Here is a 24276-nt window from a genome sequence, read left to right as displayed (position 1 = left end):
CATTACCCCATCTACCTTTCACATTTTGATAATATTCAGCTTGTCACTTGTATTACCCTCTTAACAACGATTAACCGTTGGCAAGTACAACTAGTGCAACAGATGCTGATTGTTCAGAACCTAGCAATACGAATAATTGATTTGGGTGGGAGGGGGAGAGCATCTTATTTGGAGGTTAGTATTCTCATGGCTTTGTCACTACGTCCATATAATTAAGTCTGCTGAAAAAAAGAGCAAGAGACTTGTGTTGGTATAAGTATTTTCGTTAAGCTGGCAACCAAAGATGAAAATTAAGGTCTGAATTGCTTAAAAGCTTAGCTTGACAATATAGCCATTAGTCTTAATAAAAAAAAATGACTAATGACTAAGGATAACCAAATACGGTTTGACATGTTTTTGACCTCATACCCACTTAAAATAAAATAAAAAATGGCTAACAACGAAGAATCACGTGGTTTAAAGTCTCTATTTGATTGGTTTGCAAATCGACGGAAGTCAGGACCTACCAGCCTCGAACGCCAAGAGCGCGAAATTGCTGATGGTTTATGGCATAAATGTTCTAAGTGTGGCGTGTTGACATATACAAAAGACCTAAAAGCTAATCAGATGGTTTGTGTCGAATGTGGTCATCACAATCGGGTAGACAGCGATGAGCGCATTCGTCAATTGATAGATAACAATACTTGGAAACCGCTGGATGAGCATTTGCGTCCAACCGATCCGCTGGAATTTCGCGATCGCAAACCCTACAGCGATCGCTTGCGGGAAATGCAGGAAAAAATTGGCTTAATAGACGCAGTTAAAACTGGCTTAGGTCAAATCAATGGTTTGCCCATTGCCCTTGGGGTTATGGACTTCCGCTTCATGGGTGGTAGTATGGGTTCGGTCGTGGGAGAAAGACTCACCCGGATGATTGAGCAAGCCACTCAACGACGCTATCCTGTAGTTATCGTCTGCACCTCTGGTGGCGCAAGGATGCAAGAAGGTATGCTCTCTTTGATGCAGATGGCAAAAATCTCCGCAGCCTTACAGCGCCATAAAGATGCCCGACTATTATATATTCCTGTTTTGACCAATCCGACAACGGGCGGCGTTACCGCTAGTTTTGCGATGTTGGGCGATATCATTTTGGCAGAACCCAAGGCAACGATTGGTTTTGCAGGTCGGCGAGTGATTGAGCAAACCCTACGGGAAAAACTGCCTGATGATTTTCAGACTGCTGAAGATTTGCTCCAGCATGGTTTTGTTGATGATATAGTACCCCGTACCCAATTAAAGAACACCTTAGCCCAGCTGATTGCCCTACACCAGCCTGTACTAACAACACCTCACATGGTTTTGTGGGAAACAATGTCCTTGACTTCTACTGCCGCAGAATAAAGCATGGGGCTTGGGGCATTGGGCATTGGGCATTGAGAAGAGATTTGGGGACAAGGAGAAGGGAAAGACTTGTTGCAAGTTCTAACTTTAGTCACCTTGTCACCTTGTCCCCTTGTCCCCCCTGCTCCCCTTGCTTCTTTATGCTCTGCCTGGCTCTTGAAGAAACATGAGTGGAACAAGGGCTACTAGTCGGAATACACCTGAGAGGGCAAACAAGCCTAGTAAGCCTCCAGACTGAGCAAATTGGAGGAGAAAGCTGCCTATAGTTGTGCCCAAAGCACCACTCGCTCCAGCAACGGCAGCTGCGATCGCAAAATATATAGACTGATTTTTAATTGGTACAATGCCCAATTGTATATTGTTGCTGCACAAGTCAATTGCCGCCCAAGTACCTCCAGTCAAGATGTGTAACAGTGGCAACCACAACCAAATATCAAGGCGATTCACACCAATCCCTAGCCACAAGAGTGGTGTGACTCCAACCAAAATCCCAATACAGATAAGGATGGGACGATTACCTATCTTGTCTGCTAATTTTCCCCACAGGATAAGCATCAGCAAAGTTGCCCCCGCCTGAAGGCTGTTATAGATAGTTACATAGCTGACATCTAAATTCAACGTGTCAAGCATATAGAGGTTAAAAAAAGGACTGCTGAGGTTAACAGCAAGCGTCCAAAAGCTGAAATACAGCAGAAATATCAAAAAGTTAGAGTTTTTCCAGATGCTGTTAGCTGACTGATCTTGTGGCAGATGAATTGATTGAAGTACTTCAGAAGATTCATCTTTTGTCACCTCTGATTGAATTTCACTGGTTTGTGATGACTTGCCATAATAAGTGTTTTGCGATTGCGGATTAATGTCCACTTGGAAATACTGACAACCCAATCCCATAATCCCAAAGATAATGCTTATCAGTAGAATTACTCCATAGCCTTGTAGAGTTCCCCCATACCAATGTGATACAACTAGACCGGCCATTGGTACGCAAACCAAATTAGTTAGACTAGCAGCACTATTACGTGTCCCAAAATACCTGCCTCGCAATTGACGGGGAACTATCATCGCTACCCAACTTAGCCACGATGCAGTTCCTAGTCCTCCCAAAAGACTACTAAATAGAACAATCAAGAGTGTCAATATGACTAGCTGGTGAGTATTAAGCACTCCCCAACTGACACTGGCAATACCAATTACTAAAACCAACCATAGCAACCGACCAATTCCATGTGTCCGAAGCGAATATTGAAAGCGGCTGGTGCTGCGTTCAGACAAGTAAGCACCCAACGGCTGAATAAGATTGACCAACATGGGAATAGAGGACAGCATTCCAAATACCACTGGACTAGCACCCAATTGCACCAATAAATTGCTGAGTAAAATCCCGCCAGTTCCAAGAGAGTAAACCGATGCTAAGACAGAATCCGCAGTGGAAGCTTTTAAACTAGTGCGAATAGTATCTTTGGAAATTCGAGAGTTTAAAGAGATTGCTGTTGGTGGTGAGGCAGTCTGGGTAAATTCCAGGATCAGTGGTGCAGTTGTTTCAATCTGAACAGAATCCGTAAACATAGATTATGGGTGAAGTATCCTCGGATAAATCAGCTTGCAAAGGAACTCAGTATGCTTTAATTAGCATCGCTGATAATTTTTCGTTATTTTAGCTTGCAATTTTTAACCAAAATTTCAAATAATTAAGATATCACTCCTTAATAACACAAGGTATGAGCGAGGAAAAAGACGTATTATTTGTCTGTGATTAATAAAGGATTATTTAATTTTTTGGCATTGGTGATGGCGATCGCGATTGCCATTATTGCTTGTCACACCCTACAATTACCAAGCAAACTCTCAGTGTCTACCCCAGTCACCATTAAACTCAGTGGTTGGGGAGGCAATGTTGTTGAGCAAAAACTTTTGAAACAGGTATTGCTAGACTTTGAGGCACAGCATCCAAATATTAAGGTCAAATATGAGGCGATTTCTGACCAATACATGGATGTAATCAAAACTCGTCTGGTCGGGGAAGCAGCGCCTGATGTCTTTTATCTAGAGTCGGTGGAAGCTCCTTTTTTGATGAGTCAAAATGTTCTTGAACCGCTAGAAGCTTACATTACCCCTAAATTTGACTTAGCGGACTTTGAGGATAGCTTACTTGACAGCTTCAAATACCAGAACCATATTTATGGTCTTCCTAAAGACTATTCCACCCTTGCTCTGTTTTATAACAAAAAAGCCTTTGCCGCCGCAGGCTTGAGTAATCCGCCAGCTACTTGGGATGAACTACGCACTTATTCTAAGCAATTGACAGGCAAACTTAACAAATACGGCTTTGGAGAAAACCCCGACTTAGTACGTCAGGTTTATAAAATTAAAGCCTTTGGTGGACAACTCGTCGATCAAAATAGTTATGCTACCTTTGCCAGTGAGGCAAGTTTACAAGGTTTAGAGTTAGTGGTAGATCAGTATCAAAAAGACCGCTCCTCTGCCCAAAAATCTGATGTGGGGGCAAACTCAGGTAGTGAAATGTTTGGTCAAGGCAAGGTGGCGATGGTGATTGAAGGTAACTGGGCAATTCCCTATCTAACCGAAACCTTTCCCCAAGTAGAGTTTGCTACCGCACAAGTACCTGCAATTAATAACAAAAAAGGCACAATGCTGTTGACCGTTGCCTACGTGATGAACAAGCAGGCACAACACAAAGCCGAAGCTTGGGAGTTGATTTCTTATCTCACAGGTAAAGAAGGAATGCAAAAGTGGACAGGGACAGGGTATGCCTTGCCAACACGTAAATCAGTAGCAAAGAATTTAGGCTATGACCAAGATCCGTTGCGATCGCCATTAGTAGCGGGTGTTGATTATGCTACACCGTGGCAAGTAGGTCAGTATCCAGCTGCGATCATGAATAACTTTGATAACCAGTTTGTCAGCGCCTTGTTACGACAACAACCATTAAAGCAAGCGATGCTGAAGGCAGAGAATGAAGCTAATCAGCAAATTAAGACGATGGAGTAAGTAATCTTTCTTACCTCTACCAAATCACTTCTGAGTAGAAATTTGCTATCTCCCGATCAGATGTAATGATTGCAGCTTGATTATTTCTGGCTATTGCAACAACAACTCGATCTACTGGATCTCGATGACCCCATTCTAATTTGACACTTTCCATCCAAATATTTTCATCAATGGGTACAATCTAAACGGTACTAGACTTTTTCAGCGTTACTACGTACTCGTTAAGATTGACTCCTAAATCTAATTTTTTATTTTTGATTTTTATCGCAATTTCCCATATAGCTATAGACGGGACAAGACCATTTTTATCCCTTTCCATGTAGTTGCACGCTTGTTTGGCTTGTTCAGAAAGTTTGGCTGGATCTAAACTCCACCAGATTAAAGCACAAGTGTCAAGGACTATCTTCACAATTGTGTCCATTCCTAAGTGGTTGGTATAGTTAAATCCTCAAAGTACTTCACTTTACCGCGCATTTCCCCAAATAACTCCTCTGTTGAAGGTATTTGTACGTATTTGGAAATTTTCACCACTGGCTTACCGCGATCAGTAACTATAATTTCTTCTCCCTCTGACTCTACAAGTCGTAAGAACTCAAGAAGTTGAGATTTGAGTTTACTTTTGGAAATTGATTTCATAATAACTGTAGTCATGACTATAGTCATATTTTAATAGGACATAGCATGAACTATTGCTCAATATTTACTGGCCATAACTACGTATACTTGTTTAAAAAGTAAAAATATTAACTCCATGACTGTAACTTCCGCTATTGAAGACTTTATTTCATTTTGTGGTCATCAGGTGTGGTATCGCATTGTTAAACCAGACCAAGAAGATTCTAAAAAGCTACCGCTGCTGTGTCTTCACGGAGGCCCAGGAGTACCCCACGACTACTTAGAACCTTTGGAAGTGTTGGCTTCGCCCGCCGCAGGCATCGCCACAACCGGACGTAGGGTGATTTTTTACGATCAATTAGAGTGTGGAAATAGCGATCGCCCCACAGACGCTAACTTATATTCCATTGATTTGTTCAAAGAAGAACTCTTCGCCGTTCGCAGTGCCTTAAATTTAGATCAAATTCATCTTTTTGGGCAATCATGGGGCGGTTGTTTAGCCTTAGAACATGCCCTTTCTTAACTCCTGGGTTAGTTAGTTTCGTTCTGGCTAGCACGCCTTCTAGCATTCGACAATTTGTCACTGAAGCTTATAGCCTGATGAATGAGTTACCAATCGAAGTACAAAAGGTCATTCGTAAACACGAATATTTTTTACTCTTGAGACTCAATCTTTTCGATAAACTTTTGAATCGCTTGCAAATACGAGTTGTTTTGAGGCTGATAAATTTTGCAAAAGAAATGGACAATTTAAAATATAGGTGATCCCTATCACTTATATACTTATTAGCAAGATTTTTAGAAGATGAAAATATCATGTTTTTCTAAAGCTATTCTCTAACACTTTAAAAAGTAGCAATCGCCATTTTTATTAGTTTATTGTTAATACAATTATCATTCTAATTTCAAAATTTATAACTTAGGACTATTTACACTCATGCTCCTATACTCTTCCAAAAAATTTTGACCTGTTCTTTGTTAAGACTTAAGCCACTATGTTGTAGATTATTGATGTAAGTAATCACATCTGAAGTTATTAAAGCTGAATTTATTTATTATAAAAGAATAGCATTTTTTATTATTTACGACAACTAATTTAATATCTAATGAAGTAAACCTCATACTTTTTTTGCCATAATTTCAAAGTTAATTAACTGATTCATATCAATTTTTGACAGGTAGTGTTTGAATAAGTTTTTGTGTACTAATTGGTTGAATCGCGTTAATTAGCATTCCAAGAAAACCAAATATATAGTTCCCTAAGTTGTACATCCAGCTAACTCACACAAGCGATGTCTTTTGACTTGCTGCTTTGATCTACGCTTTCCAAAAGTAGAGACTTATTTGATCTGGTTAAATATTTTTGTACAGGAGTACGATAAATAATCATGCACGACCCATCACTACAGTCGGGTTAGTACGGGATTAAGCGGAGGTTCAGTAGTGTTTGAAATCAACAGGTGGCGCAGAAACTCCAGAAGGAACATCACCGAGGATTTGACTGGGTATATGTTCATGATGCCCACCATCCTAGTTTTGGGAACTTTTGTAGTCTTACCTATTCTCTACGCCGTTTTTCTTTCCTTGCAAAAAGTTCAACTTCTCGGCGGTATTGAGTATGAGTTCATCGGGTTTCGGAACTTCACACGATTAGCTGAAGATGAAAGAGTTTGGATTGCTTTGAGAAACACAGCCGAATATGTAGCTATTGTTGTGCCAACTCAAACTATTTTGGCTTTAATTCTGGCAGTAACTCTCAATTCTGGGATTCGCGGTAAAAACTGGTGGCGCATTCTCTATTTTTTGCCGACAGTCACTTCTTCAGCAGTGCTGACACTTATCTTTATGTGGATTTATAACACTGATGGGCTACTAAACGATTTTCTCGCCTTTGTGGGGCTACCTACTTATAACTGGTTGGGCGATCCAGCAGTTGCGCTCAAAGGAATTATGATTATGAACATTTGGTCAACCGCGCCGTTCTTTATGGTGATTTATCTGGCGGCGTTGCAAGATATACCCCAAACACTTTACGAGGCCGCGGAACTTGATGGTGCAAATGGATGGCAGCAATTTATCCATATTACTCTTCCCTTGCTTAAGCCTGTAACCTTCTTTGTGGCGACAGTGGGGGTAATTGGCACTTTTCAACTTTTTGACCAGTCTTACATCTTCTCTGGCGGTACTGGCGGGCCAAACAACGCTACCTTAACTGTAGTGCTGCTGATTTATCAAGCTGTATTTCGGAATTTACAAATGGGATATGCAGCTGCGATCGCATTTTTGTTAACAGTAATCATCATTGCTATCACTTTAATTCAGCGGCGACTTTTCGGAGGCGAACGAATTTGACTAACACCTCTGGCTTATCCTGGCTCAAAGCACTGTTGTACGTCTTACTGACACTCTATGCCATCATTACCCTAATTCCCTTTCTCTGGGCACTTTCAGCATCATTTAAGCCCCTAACAGAGATTGTCAATGGTGAACCCAACTTTCTCCCCAAGAATTTTACTCTTGACAACTACAGGCAAATCTTTCTCCAAGAACCGCTATTTTGGCGCTGGTTATTCAACAGTGTAGCGATCGCCGTCAGCGTTACGCTTCTAAACCTGTTGTTAAATTCAATGGCTGGTTATGCCTTGGCAAGACTACGCTTTGTGGGCAAGCGCTTTTGGTTTTTCCTAATTTTGGCAGTACTAGCAGTACCGACACAAATCACCCTGATTCCGACATTTTTGATTTTGAAAGCGATTGGCTGGCTGAATTCTTATCAAGGCATGATTGTACCTAGCATGATTAATGCCACTTTTATCTTCATGATGCGGCAGTTTTTCGTTAATTTTCCTAAAGAACTAGAAGAAGCAGCGCAACTGGATGGCTTAAATACTTTTGGAATTTTTCGACACATTGTCTTACCTTTGGCAAAACCAGCACTAGCAGCACAGGCAGTTTTTGTGTTCATGGGGAGTTGGAATAATTTTTTACTGCCTATAGTTATCCTATTTGACCCAGAAATGTTTACCCTTCCTTTGGGGTTAAACACCTTCAAAGGTCAATACATCAGCTATTGGAACTACATTATGGCGGCTTCTATGGTCTTCACCCTACCAGTTTTAGGTATTTACGCATTTTTTAATCGTTACTTTATTCAAAGCGTCACCTTTACAGGAGGAAAAGGTTAATAGTCATTGGGCATTGGACATCAGTTATCACCCTTGTCTCCCTTGTCCCCCTTGTCTCCCCATGCCCCATTTCCCATGCCCCATTCCCCAAACAGTATTTTGGGCAACAAATTGCACTCCTAACGTGATATTGGTATTACAGCGACTCAATCTCTATCTATCAGTAAACAAGCATTATGGGTTTTGCAGACCTATCGATCGCAGAGATAGCAGCCGACTACAGCATTCCTGTAGAACAAGTGTTTTCTCTGTGTAACCAACTGGGAATCGCCTACAAACACCAAAAGACCCGTTTGGCGTTAGAAGATGCAAAGGCAATTATTTCCCAAATATCGTCTGAAATACGCCCCAAAGGTACTAACGACTTGGTGGGCGATCACGAAGTCCCCTAAAGGGTTATCTCAGAACTTTCGCTAATAACTGATAGCTAATGATAAAAAACAATCAGTCATTAGCAATTAGCAGCTTGGAGATTGAGAATCGCGTTCTTAGCTGTGTTGAGCGTCAAAATCTTTAAGGGGAAACATGTTTATAAGACTAATTGGCGTTGTTGTGGCTACTGTTTTACTTTCGTTTCAGTTGATTGTCGGTAGCGCGACAGCAGTGGAACTGGACAAAGCTACCCGAACAGTGCCATTAAATACTGAGGGTGATACCGTTGTACTCAGCCTTAAACAAGTCAAAGAAGGCAAACGCTTATTTAATTACGCTTGTGCCCAATGTCATGCTGGTGGAGTTACCAAGACAAACCAAAACATAGGACTCACTCCAGAGGACTTGGCACTAGCAACACCTAACCGTAACAACATTGAAGGTTTAGTAGATTACCTGAAAAATCCCACTACTTACGACGGGGAAGAAGAGATTTCCGAAATACACCCCAGTCTCAAAAGCGCAGATATTTTCACAGCAGTGCGAAATCTGACGGATGATGACTTGGAGGCGATCGCCGGTCATATTCTCTTACAACCCAAAATCGTTGGTACTAAGTGGGGAGGCGGGAAAATCTATTACTAAATCCCAGAGTTGAGCCATTGGGAATTGGGCATTGGGCATTGGGAATAGGGCATTGAAAAGAATTTAGTCCCCATTCTCCATTCCCTATTCCCTATTCCCTATTCCCCATTTACTACTTATTGGACAGCTTTTTGCAATAATAAATTGCTCTCCATTCTTAAAAAAAATTGATCTATGACAGATTGTCATAATTTGGTGTTGATTTTATTTAAAATGAGAAAGGGAAAAAAATTGTTTGTTAGGAGAGAGCTATGAAATTAATTTCGGCAAGCTGGCGACGCCTTAGTTTAGCTGTGTTGACAATCCTTTTAGTTGTTAGCAGCTTTGCTGTTTTTACTCCCAGTGCTTCGGCTGAAACCTACAAGGTGAAATTGGGTAGCGATAAAGGACTGCTAGCATTTGAACCGAAAAAGTTGACCATCAAACCAGGTGACACAATTGAATGGGTGAACAATAAAGTTCCTCCCCATAATGTAGTGTTTGATCCTGCCAAAAACCCCTCTAAGAGCGCTGATCTAGCTAAATCTCTGTCTCATAAGAAGTTGCTCATGAGTCCCGGTCAAAAGGAAACAACCACCTTTGCAGCAGACGCACCTGCTGGTGACTACACCTTCTACTGTGAACCGCATCGTGGTGCTGGTATGGTTGGTACAATCACTGTCCAATAGCTAGAAAACACCAGCGTTTGACACGAGATGATTACTCAGTGAAATTAGCTCATCGCCACACGCTACACTTCTAGAGTGACGCACAAAATATACAAATGGCGGTAACGAGTCCTATCCTTTCCTAAAACGCTAAACAATCTGTAGCGATCAAGGAGTGAACTCGTTACCGCCAATTTTGATCAAATTTGACTTAGTCAGGGATTAATCGCGTTTATACTCTTGCTGGAGGCTTGTTGCGAGGAAATTCTGTTGAGAATACTTTTATTAATTCTACTGTCGGCGATCGCCCTATTCAAATTTACATTCATTAGTCCAGCACTAGCTGCCGAAACATCCAACGGTGCTAAAATTTTCGAGGCTAACTGCGCTTCTTGCCATATAGGTGGCGGTAACATCCTTATTAGCCAGAAAACCTTGAAAAAGGAAGCATTGTCAAAGTACTTAGAAAATTACAATCAAGACTCAATCCAGGCGATTATCCACCAAGTGCAAAATGGTAAAAATGCCATGCCTGCCTTTAAAAGCAAGTTAAGTTCTGAGGAGATTCTGGAGGTAGCTGCTTACGTTTTTCACAATGCAGAACAAGGCTGGTAATACCAATTCAAAATTCAAAATGATGCTCTTTACGAGACGCTAAAAGCGTAGCTTGCAACTCTTACAGAGTACGCGGACTCGCTCTAAGCGAACGCGAGTGCGTCTCTAAGAGTTGCCATGCCGTTGGCGAAGCCTCTCGTTCGCTGTCTTCGTCTCTGAAAGAGAAGAGAAGGCTTTACGCTGCGCTAACAAAATTCACGCATTAAGAAAGCCAGACAGAACAAAGGTATGTCCGTATGTATCTGTCGCATTCTTTTTTTTAATTGGTATAAAGTGCTATATCATCTAGTTTTTGTGGGGTGAGCGTTTACTTATCTTTAATTACTAGCCAGCTAGGCGCTCATCCCAAAACGTTGGAGAATATTATTTGTTGGAAATCCCTCAGTGCATTTCCTTGTTGGAAGCTTTTAACGAACTTCTAAGTTAAGTATTATGTATGACGAACTAGCGATCGCTTATTCGTCAACTACTAAAAACAATATTTTAAACCCAAAACCCTGATGTAGAAACGCGATTTATCGCGTCTTAAAAGACCAATTATTTACACCAATAGATCTCTTACACGAATACAAAACTAGCCCACTCCACAGGATCTTGCTACATCCCCCAACCCCTTTTCCCAAAATTAGGAGAAGGGGAGACTATTTCAAAGTCCCTCTCCCAAGCTTGGGGGAAGGATTTAAGGTGAAAGCTCATTGATTCATGCCAGAAGTCTAATAATTTTTAACCCAAGCGTATTGTATTTTAAACAGGACTTACGTAAACAATAGTCGAAAAGAATGATTTTCAGGTAGGTAAAAGGCCCTGAGGTACTCTAGGGGAGAACTCGTCGAGTAGCAGCTTCTTTATAAGACGCTGCGAATACGTCTAGATCAATTACCTACCTAAATCCAAAATCATCAACGAGTGATTATTTTTCTGAATTAGACTTTTGTCTGCTTTCCTTGACTTCGCGCAACCGTTCTACTAATTTTTTATCCGATTCAACAGCAGATGTAGACTGGCCCTGATTGATTTTCGGCAACAATAACGGTTCAGAAGTAGTCGCTGCCGATGAAGGCGTAGGCTGGTTATTTTTAATTTGCAGTTCAGATAATGGTTTGGGAGTAGCTGCTGGTGCAGTTAATGGTTTAAGAGTACCTGTTGGTAAGGACGTAGGCGGGTTATTTCTGATTTGTAAATTAGGTAATGGTTTAAAAGTAGCTGCTGGTGAAGGGGTGATCTGATTGTTACTGATTCCCGGTGCAGATAATGACGAGGGCTTTTGCTCTTGATTAATTCCAGTAAGATTGCTCGTACTGTTTTGGAAACGTAGGTTGAATGGATAGGAACTAATCTGTTTATCTCCTTTGGGGGATTGCTTGTTAAAGTATTGCCTTGCTTTTAATTGCAATTCTGGGGAAATTAACTTGTCTTGAAATTTGATATCTAAGACCTTACCATCAGGATCTACAACCAATACACCCAAAACAGCACCTTCAAGATTTGATTTACCTGTGGATAATGTTTGGCGGATGACTGGTTTTTGTTCAGCGTTAGGGTATTGTTGCTGGACTTCCTTTCTCAGGTTAGCGTAGGAATCTAGCTGTGCAATTGCCTGTTGAGTTCCCTTAGTCGATAAATCTGCTGTTTGTAGCGTGCTTCCCCTAGTTCCAATTAAAGTACCCCCATTCCTTGGAGCTTGTTTTAGAGGATTTATCAGCGGGTTTTGAGCAATTGTAGACGACGCATTAAGAATTGGTTGCCTCATTGGCCCAATTGGCACAGAAGTAGTATTTACCTGTGCTGTTTCAACGGGTGTACTGTCAGATAAGATTGGAGGTTGGGCATTTTGCTGAATATCAGCAGGTATTGGCTGCGACTGCAATTCTGGCAACCTATTTACAGCCAGCGGCTTAGATGGCTCGTATTTGGCGACGTTCTCACTCACATTCACACGAGGAACTGGTCGAGAGAATCTGGCGCTGGTATTAAATTTAGAACTATCAAATTTAGACGCGTCAAACCGCAAATTATTACTAGGAATCATCCGCAAAGACTGCCTTGTAGGCAATGAAGAGACTCGATAGTTATTTGCTGATGCTGGTAGCGGAGGTAATATCAGCTGACTTGATGGTGATGGCGCTAATGGGGTTAATCCCGGTTGGAGGCTAAAGTTTGGAGCAGCAAGTGGGGCGACTGGAGGTAATTGTTGTAAACCAATTTGGGGTGTGCTTTGCGGCAAACGGTTTTGGTCTGCTTGGCTCAATTCCAAAAGTCCAACTGTTTTAGATGATGCTGTTTCTTTGGGCTTGTTAGACTCCATCGGCATCAATGGTACGATCATGGCGATCGCACCGTGGATACCAAGGGAGGCTATAGCTGCTATCCCAATTGGCTGGCTTAAGATTTCTGGTATATTTTTCAGCAGGGAGACGTAAGACATAGCTTTTATCGTTCACTCACTCAGTTGCGGTTGACTAGCGATTTTCTCTTTTCGATATTGCAATATCTTGCAAGATATGCGTTCTTCATAAGAAAATAATAACTTCGTCTGCTGGCAATCAAAACGCTCAAATTGCCATTTATTCAAGTTTTTAATTAATGACGCTGTATCATATCTTCAAAATTCGAGCTTGCTAAAGAGATATTTGAAAAATTAGTACTTTTGATTTTTTATTGTTTATGACGCACACAATTAAAATTAATATCTAGAAGTTTTATAAAGTTTAAGTAAACGCACAAGTTTGAATACATCAAAACATCTGTCGAAGTTGTCTTGTTTTTTCAACTGTTTTTCAGTCAACTACACTTCTGTAACAGATAGCACACATGTCTGTCCGAGACTAGGGCCTATTAAAAAAATAGTACCACATTGGCAACTACTCAAACTGTTGCAAATTGTACAATTTTATTGACATTCTAGCCTGAAATTCCACCAAAGCTATTGGTTTTTCTCCAAAAAGTGAGTCAGACGATCGCAATTCTAGCTCTTGAATCAAGTTCAAATCCTCAATCATTGCATCCCCAAAATTTCAAATGCCGTTACCGACAGTTATTTTGCCTGGATATCTGGAAAGTGCGATCGCTTATCGCCAGCTAGAACAATCCCTACAAAAGTTAGATTTTCCTACAGTTACAGTACCACTGCGAAGGCGTGACTGGCTCCCTACTCTAGGAGGAAGACCTGTAACCCTGATTCTGCAACAACTCGATTACACGATCAAGCATACATTAGAGCAACATAATGCTACTCAAATTAACTTAATTGGTCACTCAGCTGGAGGTTGGATATCCCGGATCTACATGGGAGAAAAGCCCTATTTGGCACGCGGTGATCTCAAGCCATTTCTCTGGCAAGGGCATCCTTTGGTTGCTACTCTGATCACCTTAGGTACACCCCATGTCAGCCAAGAACGCTGGACACGCTCCCATCTAGATTTTGTCACCAATAACTATCCAGGAGCTTTTTACAAAAACGTTCGTTATGTTTGTGTGGCTGGTAAAACTATCTTTGGGAAAAGGCAGCCTGGTAGTTGGTTAGCTTACAGTAGTTATCAATTAACCTGTGGAAAGGGCAATACTTGGGGAGATGGCATCACCCCCATTGAAGCTGCTCATTTAGAGGGGGCAGTAAATCTGGTGATTGAAGGCGTGAGGCATTCTCCCAGAAGTCCTAGAATTTGGTATGGCTCACCAGAACCCTTAAAAGCTTGGGTGCAATATTTGATTTAAAAAACTTTATTTTTATATAAGAAAAGTAAAATTTATTAAAATTTCTTAGCTAAAATCGTAATAAGAATAAATACTTAGTTAAGAACAGGAGGGGTGAGCCATGCAAAGCACCCAGTTCGATCAGATTTTGCGACGAATAGCGACGATATTATCAGTCGTGATTTTGACTCTGTGTTTAATTTATATCTCTACCGGAGTTTTGCTGTCTTTTTACTATGAACCGACAGCAGGCGGAGCTTATAACTCATTGAAGATGATTAATACAGAACTGCCATACGGCTGGTTGTTTTGGAGAGCGCATGATATTGCTGGTAATGCAGTAATTGCGATCGCCTTAATTCAAATTGTGGTGATGTTTTTAGGTCGGCAATTTCGCAAGAGTTGGCTGGCTGCTTGGATTAGTGTGATTTTTTTAACCCTAAGTGCGATCGGGCTGGATTGGACAGCGATGATTTTAGATTGGACTCAGGAAGGATACTGGCGTTTTAGCATTGAGCTAGGAACCATTGAAGCCATTCCTTTGATTGGTGGGCAACTGCGCGAAATCTTGACTGGTGGTGGAGCCATTAACACAATTACCGTCGAACACCTTTACACAATACACAGTTATCTGATTTCGGTAGTGACGCTAATTCTCGCCATAGTACATTTGTCTGCTTTACTTTGGCAAGAATGGCAAATGTATCAAGAAGCACCAAAACCAGAAAGCGAATTTATTCCTTCCCAAAGCTAATAAATAGTCATGGGGCATGGGGCATTGGGAAGAGACTTTGGGACAAGGAGAAGGGAAAGATTTGTTGTAAGTTCTAACTTTAGTCACCTTGTTACCTTGTACTCTTGTCCCCCCTTGCCTCCCCTGCTTCCCTGCCCATCCCCCTTATCCACCAGGAGCCTCACTAGTAGAAAGTTGAGATAATTGGGCAAGAGATAGGTCTTCAACCTCTGGTAACTTTTCTAGAGAAAGGGGAGTGGATTGGGTAGCACCAGATAAGCGTTTTAAAAGGCTAGGTCTGGGGTCATGCAACAGATAAATAATGCGATCGCCAATTTCCCAATCTTGGTTAGCTGGTATTACCTGTAAGCGTTCTGCTCGTTCTACCAATAGCGGTATCAACACCCCAGTCCGAATCTTTTCTTGGATGCGATCGTATTGAGTCGAAAACTCCAACTCATCTAGCGTGGTTGTTCCCAACTTCACTCGCCCATCATTCAAATATTCATTCCAAGTTTTAATCGCTAAGTCTGGGATAAAAGCTTGATTAACTTTATTATTAGCCGAGATACTCGCTTGCGGATCGCGGGGAAAAACAGCTAAGACGCGCGGGGGTTTAAACTCCTCAGCTGCTCGTTGAGCTAAAACAAAATTCACCTCACCATTACTTGTCATCGCCAAAAAAGTGCCCATAGAGCCAAGTCCTGCCTCTTCCAAAACAGCAGCATCCAGTGCACTGCTGGCAATTACCCGGAGATTTTGCACTTCAGCTTGGACAAGACATTCAGGGTCAGTATCAATCATCACCACGTTTTCTCCCCGTTCTTGAAAGAAGCGGGCAATCAAAAGACTCAAAGGATTACAACCCACAATCACTGCTCCAGTTACATCCTTGGAGGTGATTTGCAGCCATTTAGCAACCCAGCCGGCTGTTAACCCTTGGCAGACAACAGTCATGATAATTGTCAGGAATACTAAAGCTTTGATCGAATCACCACCGTTAATGCCGCGTTGTGTCAACGAAATCGCAAAAAAAGAAGCTACAGAGGCAGCAACAATTCCTCTTGGAGCAACCCAGCTTAAAAATAGTTTCTGTCGCCAGTTGAGGTCACTGTTCCAAGTACACAAGAGGATATTAATCGGGCGAACGACAAACATTAATACCAAAACGGTGAATAAACTACCCCAACCCAAAGCAAACACACTCGCAATGGATAAATCAGCAGCTAATAAGATAAATAGCACTGAGACACTGAGAATTGTCAGTTGACCTTTAAAGCTGCGTAACAGACGTTCTTCCGGGACTGAGGAGTTAGCAAAGACTGCTCCTGCAACTACTGTTGTCATGACTCCCGATTCACTGCGGATCATCTGCGATAAGGTAAACAAGCTCCAAAGTATCGCCAATACCACTAAGTTTTTTAGCTCAAATGACAGAAAACTGGCGCGTTTGAAAATCAAACTCATCAGATAACCGCCAGCACCACCAATTGCTGCTCCAACACCCAGGCGTATAAGTAAACCGACGATCGCATTGATCGGGTCACCATCGCCGTTCAAAATCGTATCAAGGACAACGAAGGCGAGGATTGCTCCTACAGGGTCAATTAAAACCCCTTCTCCTTCCAAAAGTGTTGCCACTTGTCGATCTACATTGATTTGTTTGAGCAATGGACCAACGACGGTTGGACCTGTCACCACGACTATGGAAGCATAGAGAAAAGCTATGTTCCAGGGAAATTCCCCCAGCCAGTGAGCAGCCATACTCCCGCCAAGCAGGGTGATTAACGTTCCGAGAGTAACAAGCAATTGCAGGCTGACTGAAACTCTACCTAACTCACGCAGATCCAAGTTAAGTCCGCCTTCAAACAAAATGATTGCCGTTGCCAGAGCGACTATAACTTCCAGTCCAGTGCCTAGCGAATGGGGATGCAATAGCCCTATGCCATCAGAGCCAAACAAAATGCCCAACAGCAATAACAAGACAATACTGGGTACACGAAGGTATGCAGCCAGCACTTGGGCGCTAATGCCTGCAAAGACAGCGCTCGCCATCTGTATGGTGATTTCAAAAGATGCTTCCATGTTGTAGATTTTGAGCGATTTATTTCAAAATCTTTTGTAAAAAACCGTAGATATTAACTCTACAGGGTAGAACATTATACCCTTTGTTCCTTGCTGTCTTCAGCGTTTTTTAGATATGTGTATACCCCAAAATTCCCAACGTCGAATGCTGACGTACCCCGCGGCTGATCACAGAAGTATCTACGGACTTTTTTATCGTAAATCAAGGGGTTTAAGACCCCTCTCTTACAAAGTTGAGGCAGTCCGTTGGCGGGGTTCCCCCGCTTAAAGGAACTGCCGTCTGATGCCTGCGGCGGGCTACGCTTTCCGGTGGAAATCTCCGCTCAGACTTTGCGCTACGTCTACACGTAGCGTGGAGTCAGAGCCACTCCGCCTCCGGTCAGTTACCCTGCGGCAAGCAAGCTACAGTCGGAGTTTAAATCCCCGTCTGAAAATGTCTAAAATGTTTGAATTTTGAATTTTGAATTTTGAATTTTGAATTTTGAATTGTTAACTGTCTCCATATCTTTGTATCCTCTTTAAGCTTTTGCTTCCACCCAGTTTAGCTGCCAGAAACTTTTTTTGGCAAAACCCGTTGACAACGGTAGGGAAATTCGTTAACTTATAAAAGGTCTGAGTCCAATGCCCCCATCGTCTAGAGGCCTAGGACACCTCCCTTTCACGGAGGTAACGGGGATTCGAATTCCCCTGGGGGTACTTAAAAATAATAAAAAGCAAAAGCTTTTTTGTTTGAAATTTCGCAATAAAAACCATCATCCAAGAATACACCTGAATGATGGTTTTATTGTTGTTATGCATACGGTTCTTTGCTGGCTAGTTCTTTTACACGTTGGTAAATAGCCGAAAGATTTAACCGTAAATCCTTGCTCAGGCGATTTTCAATAATTCCCACTGGCATAGTGAGTTTAGGCCAAACTTGAATTGTGTAGGACAGATTTGTTCCTAGATACTCATCGAAAGAATAAGGCTCTAAGCACCAGCTACCAGAAAAGCCTTTAAAATCTCCCTCTACCATGCGGAAATTAATTGCTTTTGGGAAGCATTCTTCCAAATCAAGAATTACCCGCGCACAAAAGTTGAAATTCAATAAGCGTTGGGAGCCTACTTGCTCCAGTCGAATTCCACCATTAGGGTGCTCGATTAGACAACTCTTGGCGAGATTGGGGATGAAGTCAGGTAAGGCTTCATAATTTGTCAGAACCTTCCAGATTTGCTCCATTGGGTGAGGAATTTGGATTTTAGCACTGATTTGCCGCTGTCGCTCTGCTATTTTCTCAATTTTAACTTCTACCTTAGCAGGCAAATCCCCTTCAAGGTTGGTGTCATCAGCAAAAGACTGCAAATCAAGGTTCTCTGTTGTGTTCTGTTTTTTAGTCACTTTCAGAATTATGGTTTGCTTTCGTCAGAAAATTGGGGCAAAGTCAAGGTGAAGCAAATTTCGCTCTGTTCAGAATCCGAGATTGGGAGACTTTCAACAGCGATCGCTCCATTCAGATGCTGCACTAAAGACTTGACTAGAGCAAGTCCCAAACCAGTCCCTGGAGTCCAGCGACCTTTTCCGCGACGGAACTTATCAAAGATGTAGGTCGCTTCTTCTTCAGAGATGGCACGTCCTGTATTCGTCACCTTTATGATAACTTGATCGATTTGTTGATCGAGTCGGTGAGAAGCTTCAAGGCTAATTATTGTATCAGGCTCCGAGTATTTACAGGCATTCGTTAATAATTCTTGCAGGATACGGTCAAAACTCTCCAGTTCTGTTTGCAGTTTTAGCGATTCCTCCGGCAAATCTATAGAAATCTTTAATCCTTTCTCCGCAAATTTTTTCTCAAAAGATGCTGCTATATCCTGAATTCTAGTATTTAAATCTATAGATTCTAATTGCGGGGCTTCGTGAGGCGATTCTAGCTTTTGGAGTGTCAACAAGTCATTAATCAAGTTGATTTCCTTTGAACATTCCTGTTCAAGAATATCCAGATATCTACCCTGACGCTCTGGCGCTATTCCTGGCAAACGCAAGTTTTTTATTGACATCAGCATATTTGTCAAGGGGTAACGTAGGCGATCGCTCATGTTGCTCAAAAATTCATCTTTGAGTTCGTTGAGTTTCCGCAACTGCTCAACATATTGCCGTGTTCTTTCATTCAATTTTGCCTGGAGTTCCAGACTACTCTGGAGTTGCGCCGTCCGATCTTTTACCAAACTTTGGACTCCGCTCAATGTCTGTGACTGAATTATGGCGTTACTTACTTGAGCACAAACCATTTCTACAAGATTTAATTCTGCTGCTTGCCAACTGCGAGTGACAGCTTGCTGTAGCACCAAAAATCCTAAAATTATACCTTGACTTTCTAATGGCACTAACAGCACCGCCGGAAATTTCTCTATTGCCAATAATGGAGTAGCTGTTGAGGTATCATTTTGCTCTGTATAATCATCAAAGATTACTGGTTTTCCTGAGTCTAGGAAGGCACGCTGGCATAAACCACAATCTGAAATTAAGAACGACTGATCTAAGTTTTTTGGTTTACTAACGCGGGAACTTTGAATTACCTTAGTCCATTCACCACTCACGGTAGCTTTTGCTTTAGGAATTTGTTTTTTAGCTTGAGTTTTATCTGTATATTTCAGTTGTATAAGCAAACCTCGATCTGCTTGTAGAGATTCAGCAGTCGAGGCGATAACTAATTGGAGCATCTGATTTAGCTCCAAGTTGCTACGACTTAGTATAGTTAATTGCTTGATCAAGCTTTGATGCTGCTTGCTTTTTTGTAGGGACTGCTCTTGATGAGTAATTTGTTGAGCTTGTGCCACTCCAGAAAAAGCGATCGCGCAAGCCGACTCTACTTCTTTGAGCAATTGTTTTTCTGATTCACTCCATTCATAAGGTTGGAATTTAATCAGATTAATCACTCCATTATTATTGCCACAAAACCGAGTAGGAGTCGCCAAAACCGCTTTTATCGGTAGTGGCAAATATTGACAGCCAACGACCAGACTGTTCTGAATTATGGAAATGTCTTCAATAGTCAATGGTTGGGCAGCACATTGTAGCACTGGCGAGTGCATAAGCAACTGTTCCATCGAAAACATTTCTTCTGGGTGTGGCAGCCCTAGATACTCATCAGCACACCAATTAGTCGTAGTTGTTTCCTGGGATGTCTCACCCACCACTGAAACCAAGCAGCAGCAATCTACTTGAAAAGCAACTCCTAGCAATTGGGCAATCTCTTGCAGCATCAAAGCTGTAGCCGAGCTATTAGCAATGGTTTGGTTAATCTTTTGTACCAACTCGCGGGCAGGTTCTTCCTGATGCTGCATCAGTTTGACTTGGTAAGGTTGTAGTCGGTCTATGTCATCTACGTAATGTGGCGCCGATGATAAAGGCTTTTTCATTTCTGGCACGCCCTCGGATAATAACCCCATTGTTCTTGCACCCAACCTCTTGGCATATTTTTCACCGTTAGGTGTGTTGCTACACCTTGATAATTAACAAATTTTGTCTGAATACTTTCTCTCACCTGTTATAGCCCTTTTCTATCTCAGATGGCCAAATTTCCACTGCATCAAGCAAATTGCTACATTGGGACATAAGTATATAGAATACTTAAGATATCCTATAAATGCTTAAGTTAACTTATTTTTAACTGCTCTATCTTGAAATAATTCACTAACTTTATCTTGTCTGTAAGTATACATAAACCGTAATTTCTCTGGAATTACAGGAAAATTGCCTTCTATATCACGTAAAAGCACGGAACTTACTTTATAAAGCTTTATTACAATTTTTGAAAAAACTAGTAGGTTTAACAAGCTACTCTTTAATCTCCGTAACTCTCAGTAAAATATCAATGAAAGTGAAAGAGACAAAAAGCAAGAGGTTGTTCTTGCAGTGTAGGCTTCTCTTGTCCACAGAGCCTACACCAACAAGATACACTTGCGTTCAGACTTACACTAATAGTGTAACGGTGATACCTAGTTTGTAAGGTCTTGCTTCCAATACATGGCATAAATTTGGAATAGAGCTTAAATTCTTGCTCACCAGGGGTTGCGGCATTTATTGCTAAATTTTGAAGGTAGCCCAGTTATTTTTACTAATAACTGGGCTGCATTCGTCTGAATATAAAACTAAACCACATCTATTTTCAGAACTATATTTTTTAAAGTAGTAAGAGCATTTTGTCCTCCCTGCTAGTATTGGCGGGCCGAAAGGCCCGCCCTACTCCAGGTTTCAAAATGGGCGAAGTTTATCCAGCCAAGCTCTCGACACTCAGAGGAACCATATCGCCATTCCTCGTCAGTCCTAACAACATCGGTTCTTGGGGTTGAATTAGTTGACCTGTAAGTACACAGCGTTCTTCTTGCTGAGCTGTGGCAGCTATGCTAGCTCGAATGTCGGATCGCGAAAATCGAGGTTTCCATTCACCTGATTTTTGCTGGACATAATTCCAAAGGATATCTCGGATTAAAGCTTGATATCCCTGATTCCCAGCTATTTCTTTGAGTTTATCTTTGAGTTCCCGCTCTAGGCGAATGCTGGTAACTTCCATATCAGTGGTTGGGGTGCGAGCAATCGTGTGCATCAGTTTTCTCCTTAAAGGTATAGACAGGATAGTAATACAAGTGTAGTATGTTTAAAGGAATGTTCAATAGGTGAAATTTTCTGTGAAATCCATTTACCCCATCTCTACTTCAATTTTGTGCGTTACCAATTGCCGAACCAATTGGGAATCAGCTGCTATGGAAGTGGAGTATTTATTTATGGGCTATGGTAGCCGAGATCATGGGCAAATCACAGAAGGTAATGATGATTATAAGTATGTAGGCATTAGTGCACTAATTGCAAAACCACAACTAAATCAAAAAAGCGGGGGGTACAGGCAAAGGAATCCTGTACCGATATGAGACCAGAAAATTTTCCGGTCAATTCTAACCCCCGCTTCACCGAAAACTTGAAGCGGGGGTTTTTTTATAAGGAGTTAAGCTGTGACGATATCTTCCATGCGCGGCGCGAACGCAATGCAAGTGTTAGAGCAATCTGTGGTGGTGTTTTCTCAAAATTACTTGCCACTATGTCGGGTCAATATCAAGCGGGCAATTGTGCTGTTAGTAACCAACAAGGCGCAACCACTGGGTTTTACCACAGAAAGCGGATGGCAAGTTCACTCACCCAGTTTGGTAATTGATGTGCCAAAACATATTCGTTTAACAATCACTTCTAATGAGCGGATGTGGAAAGTTCCGCCAGTCAATCGGCGGGAAGTATTGCGACGAGACCATCACAGTTGCCAATATTGCGGCAGCAGCAAACATCTAACGCTAGATCATGTGATGCCACGTTCTAAAGGCGGTTCTCACACTTGGGATAACGTAGTCGCAGCTTGTGAAAGATGTAACTCCTGTAAAGGCGATCGCACCCTGTTTGAAGCTGGTATGCAACTGCGTACCAAACCAAAAGCACCAATCCACCCCGCGATTTCTTTTGCTGAACAGTTTTGGATAGATATGCAAGCAAACCTGGAATAACAGGAGAGCATAAGGAATGCTGAAATTAACTTACACTGAAAGCAGTTTTGATTTAGAATGTGTCACTTTGTCGCTAGAAGAATGGGTAGCGCAACGAGTGATTTTAGCCCTGCGAGTTGGGCAAGGTTTGTGCATTGAACCGACTACCGCTTCCTTTTTGCTTCCTGTTGATTTGCCAGGAGTAGAAGTACTCAGGGCTGAGGTAAAAAGAGATGACAGAGAAATCATTGCCCTCTGTGCGTGTGATGCCGAATATGTGGAAGTTACCCTACGGGGTTCTTGGCTATCAGTTAGTTCTAAGGATTCTGTCGGTGTGTTTGTCACCACGATGAGCGATCGCGCTGAGTTCTTTTTGCAGAAACTTTGGCAGGAAGCTCAATCTTGTGCTTCTGTGATGAGTGAATAAACGAAATAGTCGGGTGAGAAATTTTCCTCACCCTTTATTGCGCCATTTTTAGTAGTTCGGGAATTGTCACAAATCGGTAGCCTTGCTGTTTGAGTCCACTGATGATTTGTGGTAAAGCTTCTACAGTTCTGTGGCGATCGCCACCACCATCATGCATTAAAACAATAGAACCAGGTTTCGCGCCTTTGAGGACATTATTTACAAATGCTTGTGGTTTGGCGTGAGGATCGGTATCAGCTGAAGTTACTGACCACATAATTACAGCGTCCTTCTCGCTTTTGGCGTAAGCGGCTAGTCCATTGTTTAAAAAACCTCCAGGAGGACGAAACAGAGCAGTTTTAACTCCTGTAGTTTTGTATATCAAGTCAGAAGTGCGATCAATTTCACTCTTGGCTGTAGCTTCATCCATTCGCCGATACCAATGATGCCAAGTATGGTTGCCAATGGCGTGTCCTTCAGCTACTTCACGCTTGGCTAGGTCAGGATTTGCTTGTAAAGCTTGTCCTACCCAAAAGAATGTCGCTTTCACATCATTTTGCTTGAGGATATCGAGCATTTCTAGGGTCGTCTTTGGCCAGGGGCCATCATCAATGCCTAGAGCGATAACCTTCTCGTTGTTCCTGGGATGCACCTGATAAACTGTTTTTCCCTGAAATTTAGCTGGGACTGTAAAGGTTGGGTTTTCTACTTTGGCTGATAGTGGTAGCTGGGCATTAACTTGGCCCTTTACTGGAACTTGTGCAGCATGGCTTTTGCTTATTGGCTGATTCAATCCCGATTGTCGGGAAATGCTTGGAGCAATATTACAAGCTGTAATACTAAAGGCGATCGCGACAAGACTAATTATCTGTTGTCGCTTGAGGGAGTTGTTTGTCACGTCAGGCTTTAAAAGATTCACCCAATCATAAGCTGTAGTTTGATTATTCAAAGGGTTTAGCAAGCTCAAATATAAGTGCAGAAGCTTTTCTAGACAATTTTAAAAAATTTTTCTAAAACCCCTTGACACTTTTTGTAGTATTGTGTAGTATATTTGTAGTAAGGCGAAAGACAAAGCTTCTCAAGAGTCAAATTTATGTTCTACATACAACTAAAGGACAGGCGTTGGCATAAACCAGAGCCCCCACCCAACAAGGCTGATTTTACTTGCAAACCATCGGCAGTAGAGGCAACAAACGAGAAAAGTTCTAAGTTTGCACTCATTAAAACCACTGAATACATCCGTAATACACAACAGGCTTGCTACCTAGAGTTTCGGTTGTTTTCCTAACAGTTTCTAACAGTTAAAAGTAAATTTTCTGAACCTTGAAAACTAAATAAGAAATGGGCAAGTTCACCAAAAATTTGTGCCTAAAAGCATAAAAGTTT

24 protein-coding genes and 1 tRNA gene are annotated in these 24276 nt (G+C 41.8%); 14 read left to right on the top strand and 11 right to left on the bottom strand.

Features of this window, described 5'->3' with window-relative positions; all coding sequences use genetic code 11:
• The first annotated feature begins 429 nt into the window (after positions 1–429).
• Complete coding sequence (accD, locus tag V7K56_RS10845; RefSeq protein WP_334910245.1) at positions 430–1380, top strand: acetyl-CoA carboxylase, carboxyltransferase subunit beta; 951 nt, start codon at positions 430–432, stop codon at positions 1378–1380.
• 138 nt (positions 1381–1518) lie between these two features.
• On the opposite strand, the gene V7K56_RS10840 is transcribed toward accD, so the two are convergent.
• Positions 1519–2946 (bottom strand): MFS transporter, encoded by a 1428-nt coding sequence (locus V7K56_RS10840; RefSeq protein WP_334910243.1) that lies wholly within the window; start codon positions 2944–2946, stop codon positions 1519–1521.
• Positions 2947–3168: 222 nt separating this feature from the next.
• Between V7K56_RS10840 and V7K56_RS10835 the strand changes: the two genes are divergently transcribed.
• The gene (locus V7K56_RS10835) at positions 3169–4389 is read left to right on the top strand and encodes an ABC transporter substrate-binding protein (RefSeq protein ID WP_334910385.1); all 1221 of its coding nucleotides are present in this window, start codon (positions 3169–3171) and stop codon (positions 4387–4389) included.
• Positions 4390–4405: 16 nt separating this feature from the next.
• Here V7K56_RS10835 and V7K56_RS10830 read toward each other — a convergent pair whose 3' ends face one another.
• The 3 genes from V7K56_RS10830 to V7K56_RS10820 are packed head-to-tail and all read right to left on the bottom strand — an operon-like array spanning position 4406 to position 5040.
• Positions 4406–4561 (bottom strand): PIN domain-containing protein, encoded by a 156-nt coding sequence (locus tag V7K56_RS10830; RefSeq protein WP_334910383.1) that lies wholly within the window; start codon positions 4559–4561, stop codon positions 4406–4408.
• 9 nt (positions 4562–4570) lie between these two features.
• Positions 4571–4798 (bottom strand): type II toxin-antitoxin system VapC family toxin, encoded by a 228-nt coding sequence (locus tag V7K56_RS10825; RefSeq protein ID WP_334910241.1) that lies wholly within the window; start codon positions 4796–4798, stop codon positions 4571–4573.
• A 14-nt stretch (positions 4799–4812) separates the two neighbouring features.
• The gene (locus V7K56_RS10820) at positions 4813–5040 is read right to left on the bottom strand and encodes a type II toxin-antitoxin system Phd/YefM family antitoxin (protein ID WP_334910239.1); all 228 of its coding nucleotides are present in this window, start codon (positions 5038–5040) and stop codon (positions 4813–4815) included.
• A gap of 100 nt (positions 5041–5140) precedes the next feature.
• Here V7K56_RS10820 and V7K56_RS10815 point away from each other — a divergent pair, with 100 nt between their 5' ends.
• From V7K56_RS10815 to petJ, 7 genes are all read left to right on the top strand, one after another.
• Positions 5141–5527 carry an alpha/beta fold hydrolase gene (locus V7K56_RS10815; protein WP_334910237.1) on the top strand — a complete coding sequence of 129 codons (387 nt, stop codon included), beginning with the start codon at positions 5141–5143 and terminating at the stop codon, positions 5525–5527.
• Between the two features lie 920 nt (positions 5528–6447).
• A complete protein-coding gene (locus V7K56_RS10810) occupies positions 6448–7356 on the top strand; it encodes a carbohydrate ABC transporter permease (RefSeq protein ID WP_334910235.1) in 909 nt (302 codons plus the stop codon).
• Positions 7353–8189, top strand: a complete 837-nt coding sequence (locus V7K56_RS10805; RefSeq protein ID WP_334910233.1) for a carbohydrate ABC transporter permease — start codon at positions 7353–7355, stop codon at positions 8187–8189. Before V7K56_RS10810 ends, V7K56_RS10805 begins: the two co-directional genes overlap by 4 nt.
• A 176-nt stretch (positions 8190–8365) precedes the next feature.
• Positions 8366–8581, top strand: coding sequence for a hypothetical protein (locus tag V7K56_RS10800; protein ID WP_334910231.1), 216 nt, complete (start codon positions 8366–8368; stop codon positions 8579–8581).
• 133 nt (positions 8582–8714) lie between these two features.
• The gene (gene psbV / locus V7K56_RS10795) at positions 8715–9206 is read left to right on the top strand and encodes a photosystem II cytochrome c-550 (protein ID WP_334910229.1); all 492 of its coding nucleotides are present in this window, start codon (positions 8715–8717) and stop codon (positions 9204–9206) included.
• Between the two features lie 251 nt (positions 9207–9457).
• Positions 9458–9874 (top strand): plastocyanin, encoded by a 417-nt coding sequence (petE, locus tag V7K56_RS10790; RefSeq protein WP_334910227.1) that lies wholly within the window; start codon positions 9458–9460, stop codon positions 9872–9874.
• A 249-nt stretch (positions 9875–10123) separates the two neighbouring features.
• Entirely contained in the window at positions 10124–10468 is a 345-nt protein-coding gene (gene petJ, locus V7K56_RS10785) for a cytochrome c6 PetJ (RefSeq protein ID WP_334910225.1), read from the top strand.
• Positions 10469–11378: 910 nt separating this feature from the next.
• Here the strand turns inward: petJ and V7K56_RS10780 are convergent.
• Positions 11379–12893 (bottom strand): hypothetical protein, encoded by a 1515-nt coding sequence (locus tag V7K56_RS10780; RefSeq protein WP_334910223.1) that lies wholly within the window; start codon positions 12891–12893, stop codon positions 11379–11381.
• 436 nt (positions 12894–13329) lie between these two features.
• Positions 13330–13467 (bottom strand): hypothetical protein, encoded by a 138-nt coding sequence (locus V7K56_RS10775; protein WP_334910221.1) that lies wholly within the window; start codon positions 13465–13467, stop codon positions 13330–13332.
• A 19-nt stretch (positions 13468–13486) separates the two neighbouring features.
• Between V7K56_RS10775 and V7K56_RS10770 the strand changes: the two genes are divergently transcribed.
• Positions 13487–14182 carry an esterase/lipase family protein gene (locus V7K56_RS10770; RefSeq protein ID WP_334910219.1) on the top strand — a complete coding sequence of 232 codons (696 nt, stop codon included), beginning with the start codon at positions 13487–13489 and terminating at the stop codon, positions 14180–14182.
• A 100-nt stretch (positions 14183–14282) separates the two neighbouring features.
• Positions 14283–14915, top strand: coding sequence for a cytochrome b N-terminal domain-containing protein (locus V7K56_RS10765; RefSeq protein ID WP_334910217.1), 633 nt, complete (start codon positions 14283–14285; stop codon positions 14913–14915).
• Positions 14916–15059: 144 nt separating this feature from the next.
• On the opposite strand, the gene V7K56_RS10760 is transcribed toward V7K56_RS10765, so the two are convergent.
• Positions 15060–16979 carry a cation:proton antiporter gene (locus V7K56_RS10760; protein ID WP_334910215.1) on the bottom strand — a complete coding sequence of 640 codons (1920 nt, stop codon included), beginning with the start codon at positions 16977–16979 and terminating at the stop codon, positions 15060–15062.
• A 623-nt stretch (positions 16980–17602) separates the two neighbouring features.
• On the opposite strand from V7K56_RS10760, the gene V7K56_RS10755 reads away from it, so the two are divergent.
• Positions 17603–17675, top strand: a tRNA-Glu gene (locus V7K56_RS10755).
• A gap of 94 nt (positions 17676–17769) precedes the next feature.
• Here V7K56_RS10755 and V7K56_RS10750 read toward each other — a convergent pair.
• The 3 genes from V7K56_RS10750 to V7K56_RS10740 form a co-directional block, all read right to left on the bottom strand.
• The gene (locus V7K56_RS10750; protein WP_334910213.1) at positions 17770–18357 is read right to left on the bottom strand and encodes an SRPBCC family protein; all 588 of its coding nucleotides are present in this window, start codon (positions 18355–18357) and stop codon (positions 17770–17772) included.
• Positions 18358–18365: 8 nt separating this feature from the next.
• Complete coding sequence (locus V7K56_RS10745; RefSeq protein WP_334910211.1) at positions 18366–20405, bottom strand: GAF domain-containing sensor histidine kinase; 2040 nt, start codon at positions 20403–20405, stop codon at positions 18366–18368.
• 821 nt (positions 20406–21226) lie between these two features.
• Positions 21227–21562 carry a hypothetical protein gene (locus tag V7K56_RS10740; protein WP_094347436.1) on the bottom strand — a complete coding sequence of 112 codons (336 nt, stop codon included), beginning with the start codon at positions 21560–21562 and terminating at the stop codon, positions 21227–21229.
• Positions 21563–21998: 436 nt separating this feature from the next.
• Here V7K56_RS10740 and V7K56_RS10735 point away from each other — a divergent pair, with 436 nt between their 5' ends.
• Entirely contained in the window at positions 21999–22505 is a 507-nt protein-coding gene (locus V7K56_RS10735; protein ID WP_292785521.1) for an HNH endonuclease, read from the top strand.
• Between the two features lie 16 nt (positions 22506–22521).
• Positions 22522–22911 (top strand): alr0857 family protein, encoded by a 390-nt coding sequence (locus tag V7K56_RS10730; RefSeq protein WP_334910209.1) that lies wholly within the window; start codon positions 22522–22524, stop codon positions 22909–22911.
• A gap of 34 nt (positions 22912–22945) precedes the next feature.
• Here the strand turns inward: V7K56_RS10730 and V7K56_RS10725 are convergent, their stop codons facing one another.
• The gene (locus V7K56_RS10725; protein ID WP_334910207.1) at positions 22946–23839 is read right to left on the bottom strand and encodes a polysaccharide deacetylase family protein; all 894 of its coding nucleotides are present in this window, start codon (positions 23837–23839) and stop codon (positions 22946–22948) included.
• Between the last annotated feature and the right edge of the window lie 437 nt (positions 23840–24276).

Source organism: Nostoc sp. (assembly GCF_036917535.1).
Classification (GTDB): domain Bacteria; phylum Cyanobacteriota; class Cyanobacteriia; order Cyanobacteriales; family Nostocaceae; genus Nostoc.
Note: the sequence above shows the minus strand (reverse complement) of the source record. Positions and strands in the feature narration are given on the sequence as shown.

What these genes read in the sequence shown, in the direction of transcription:
- V7K56_RS10760 (WP_334910215.1), bottom strand. Translation starts at nt 16,979, where the DNA reads ATGGAAGCATCTTTTGAAATCACCATACAGATGGCGAGCGCTGTCTTT.
- V7K56_RS10745 (WP_334910211.1), bottom strand. Translation starts at nt 20,405, where the DNA reads ATGGGGTTATTATCCGAGGGCGTGCCAGAAATGAAAAAGCCTTTATCA.
- V7K56_RS10835 (WP_334910385.1), top strand. Translation starts at nt 3,169, where the DNA reads ATGGCGATCGCGATTGCCATTATTGCTTGTCACACCCTACAATTACCA.
- V7K56_RS10765 (WP_334910217.1), top strand. Translation starts at nt 14,283, where the DNA reads ATGCAAAGCACCCAGTTCGATCAGATTTTGCGACGAATAGCGACGATA.
- V7K56_RS10780 (WP_334910223.1), bottom strand. Translation starts at nt 12,893, where the DNA reads ATGTCTTACGTCTCCCTGCTGAAAAATATACCAGAAATCTTAAGCCAG.
- psbV (WP_334910229.1), top strand. Translation starts at nt 8,715, where the DNA reads ATGTTTATAAGACTAATTGGCGTTGTTGTGGCTACTGTTTTACTTTCG.
- petE (WP_334910227.1), top strand. Translation starts at nt 9,458, where the DNA reads ATGAAATTAATTTCGGCAAGCTGGCGACGCCTTAGTTTAGCTGTGTTG.
- V7K56_RS10775 (WP_334910221.1), bottom strand. Translation starts at nt 13,467, where the DNA reads ATGATTGAGGATTTGAACTTGATTCAAGAGCTAGAATTGCGATCGTCT.
- V7K56_RS10820 (WP_334910239.1), bottom strand. Translation starts at nt 5,040, where the DNA reads ATGACTACAGTTATTATGAAATCAATTTCCAAAAGTAAACTCAAATCT.
- V7K56_RS10735 (WP_292785521.1), top strand. Translation starts at nt 21,999, where the DNA reads ATGCAAGTGTTAGAGCAATCTGTGGTGGTGTTTTCTCAAAATTACTTG.
- V7K56_RS10840 (WP_334910243.1), bottom strand. Translation starts at nt 2,946, where the DNA reads ATGTTTACGGATTCTGTTCAGATTGAAACAACTGCACCACTGATCCTG.
- accD (WP_334910245.1), top strand. Translation starts at nt 430, where the DNA reads ATGGCTAACAACGAAGAATCACGTGGTTTAAAGTCTCTATTTGATTGG.
- V7K56_RS10730 (WP_334910209.1), top strand. Translation starts at nt 22,522, where the DNA reads ATGCTGAAATTAACTTACACTGAAAGCAGTTTTGATTTAGAATGTGTC.
- V7K56_RS10740 (WP_094347436.1), bottom strand. Translation starts at nt 21,562, where the DNA reads ATGCACACGATTGCTCGCACCCCAACCACTGATATGGAAGTTACCAGC.
- V7K56_RS10815 (WP_334910237.1), top strand. Translation starts at nt 5,141, where the DNA reads ATGACTGTAACTTCCGCTATTGAAGACTTTATTTCATTTTGTGGTCAT.
- V7K56_RS10800 (WP_334910231.1), top strand. Translation starts at nt 8,366, where the DNA reads ATGGGTTTTGCAGACCTATCGATCGCAGAGATAGCAGCCGACTACAGC.
- V7K56_RS10770 (WP_334910219.1), top strand. Translation starts at nt 13,487, where the DNA reads ATGCCGTTACCGACAGTTATTTTGCCTGGATATCTGGAAAGTGCGATC.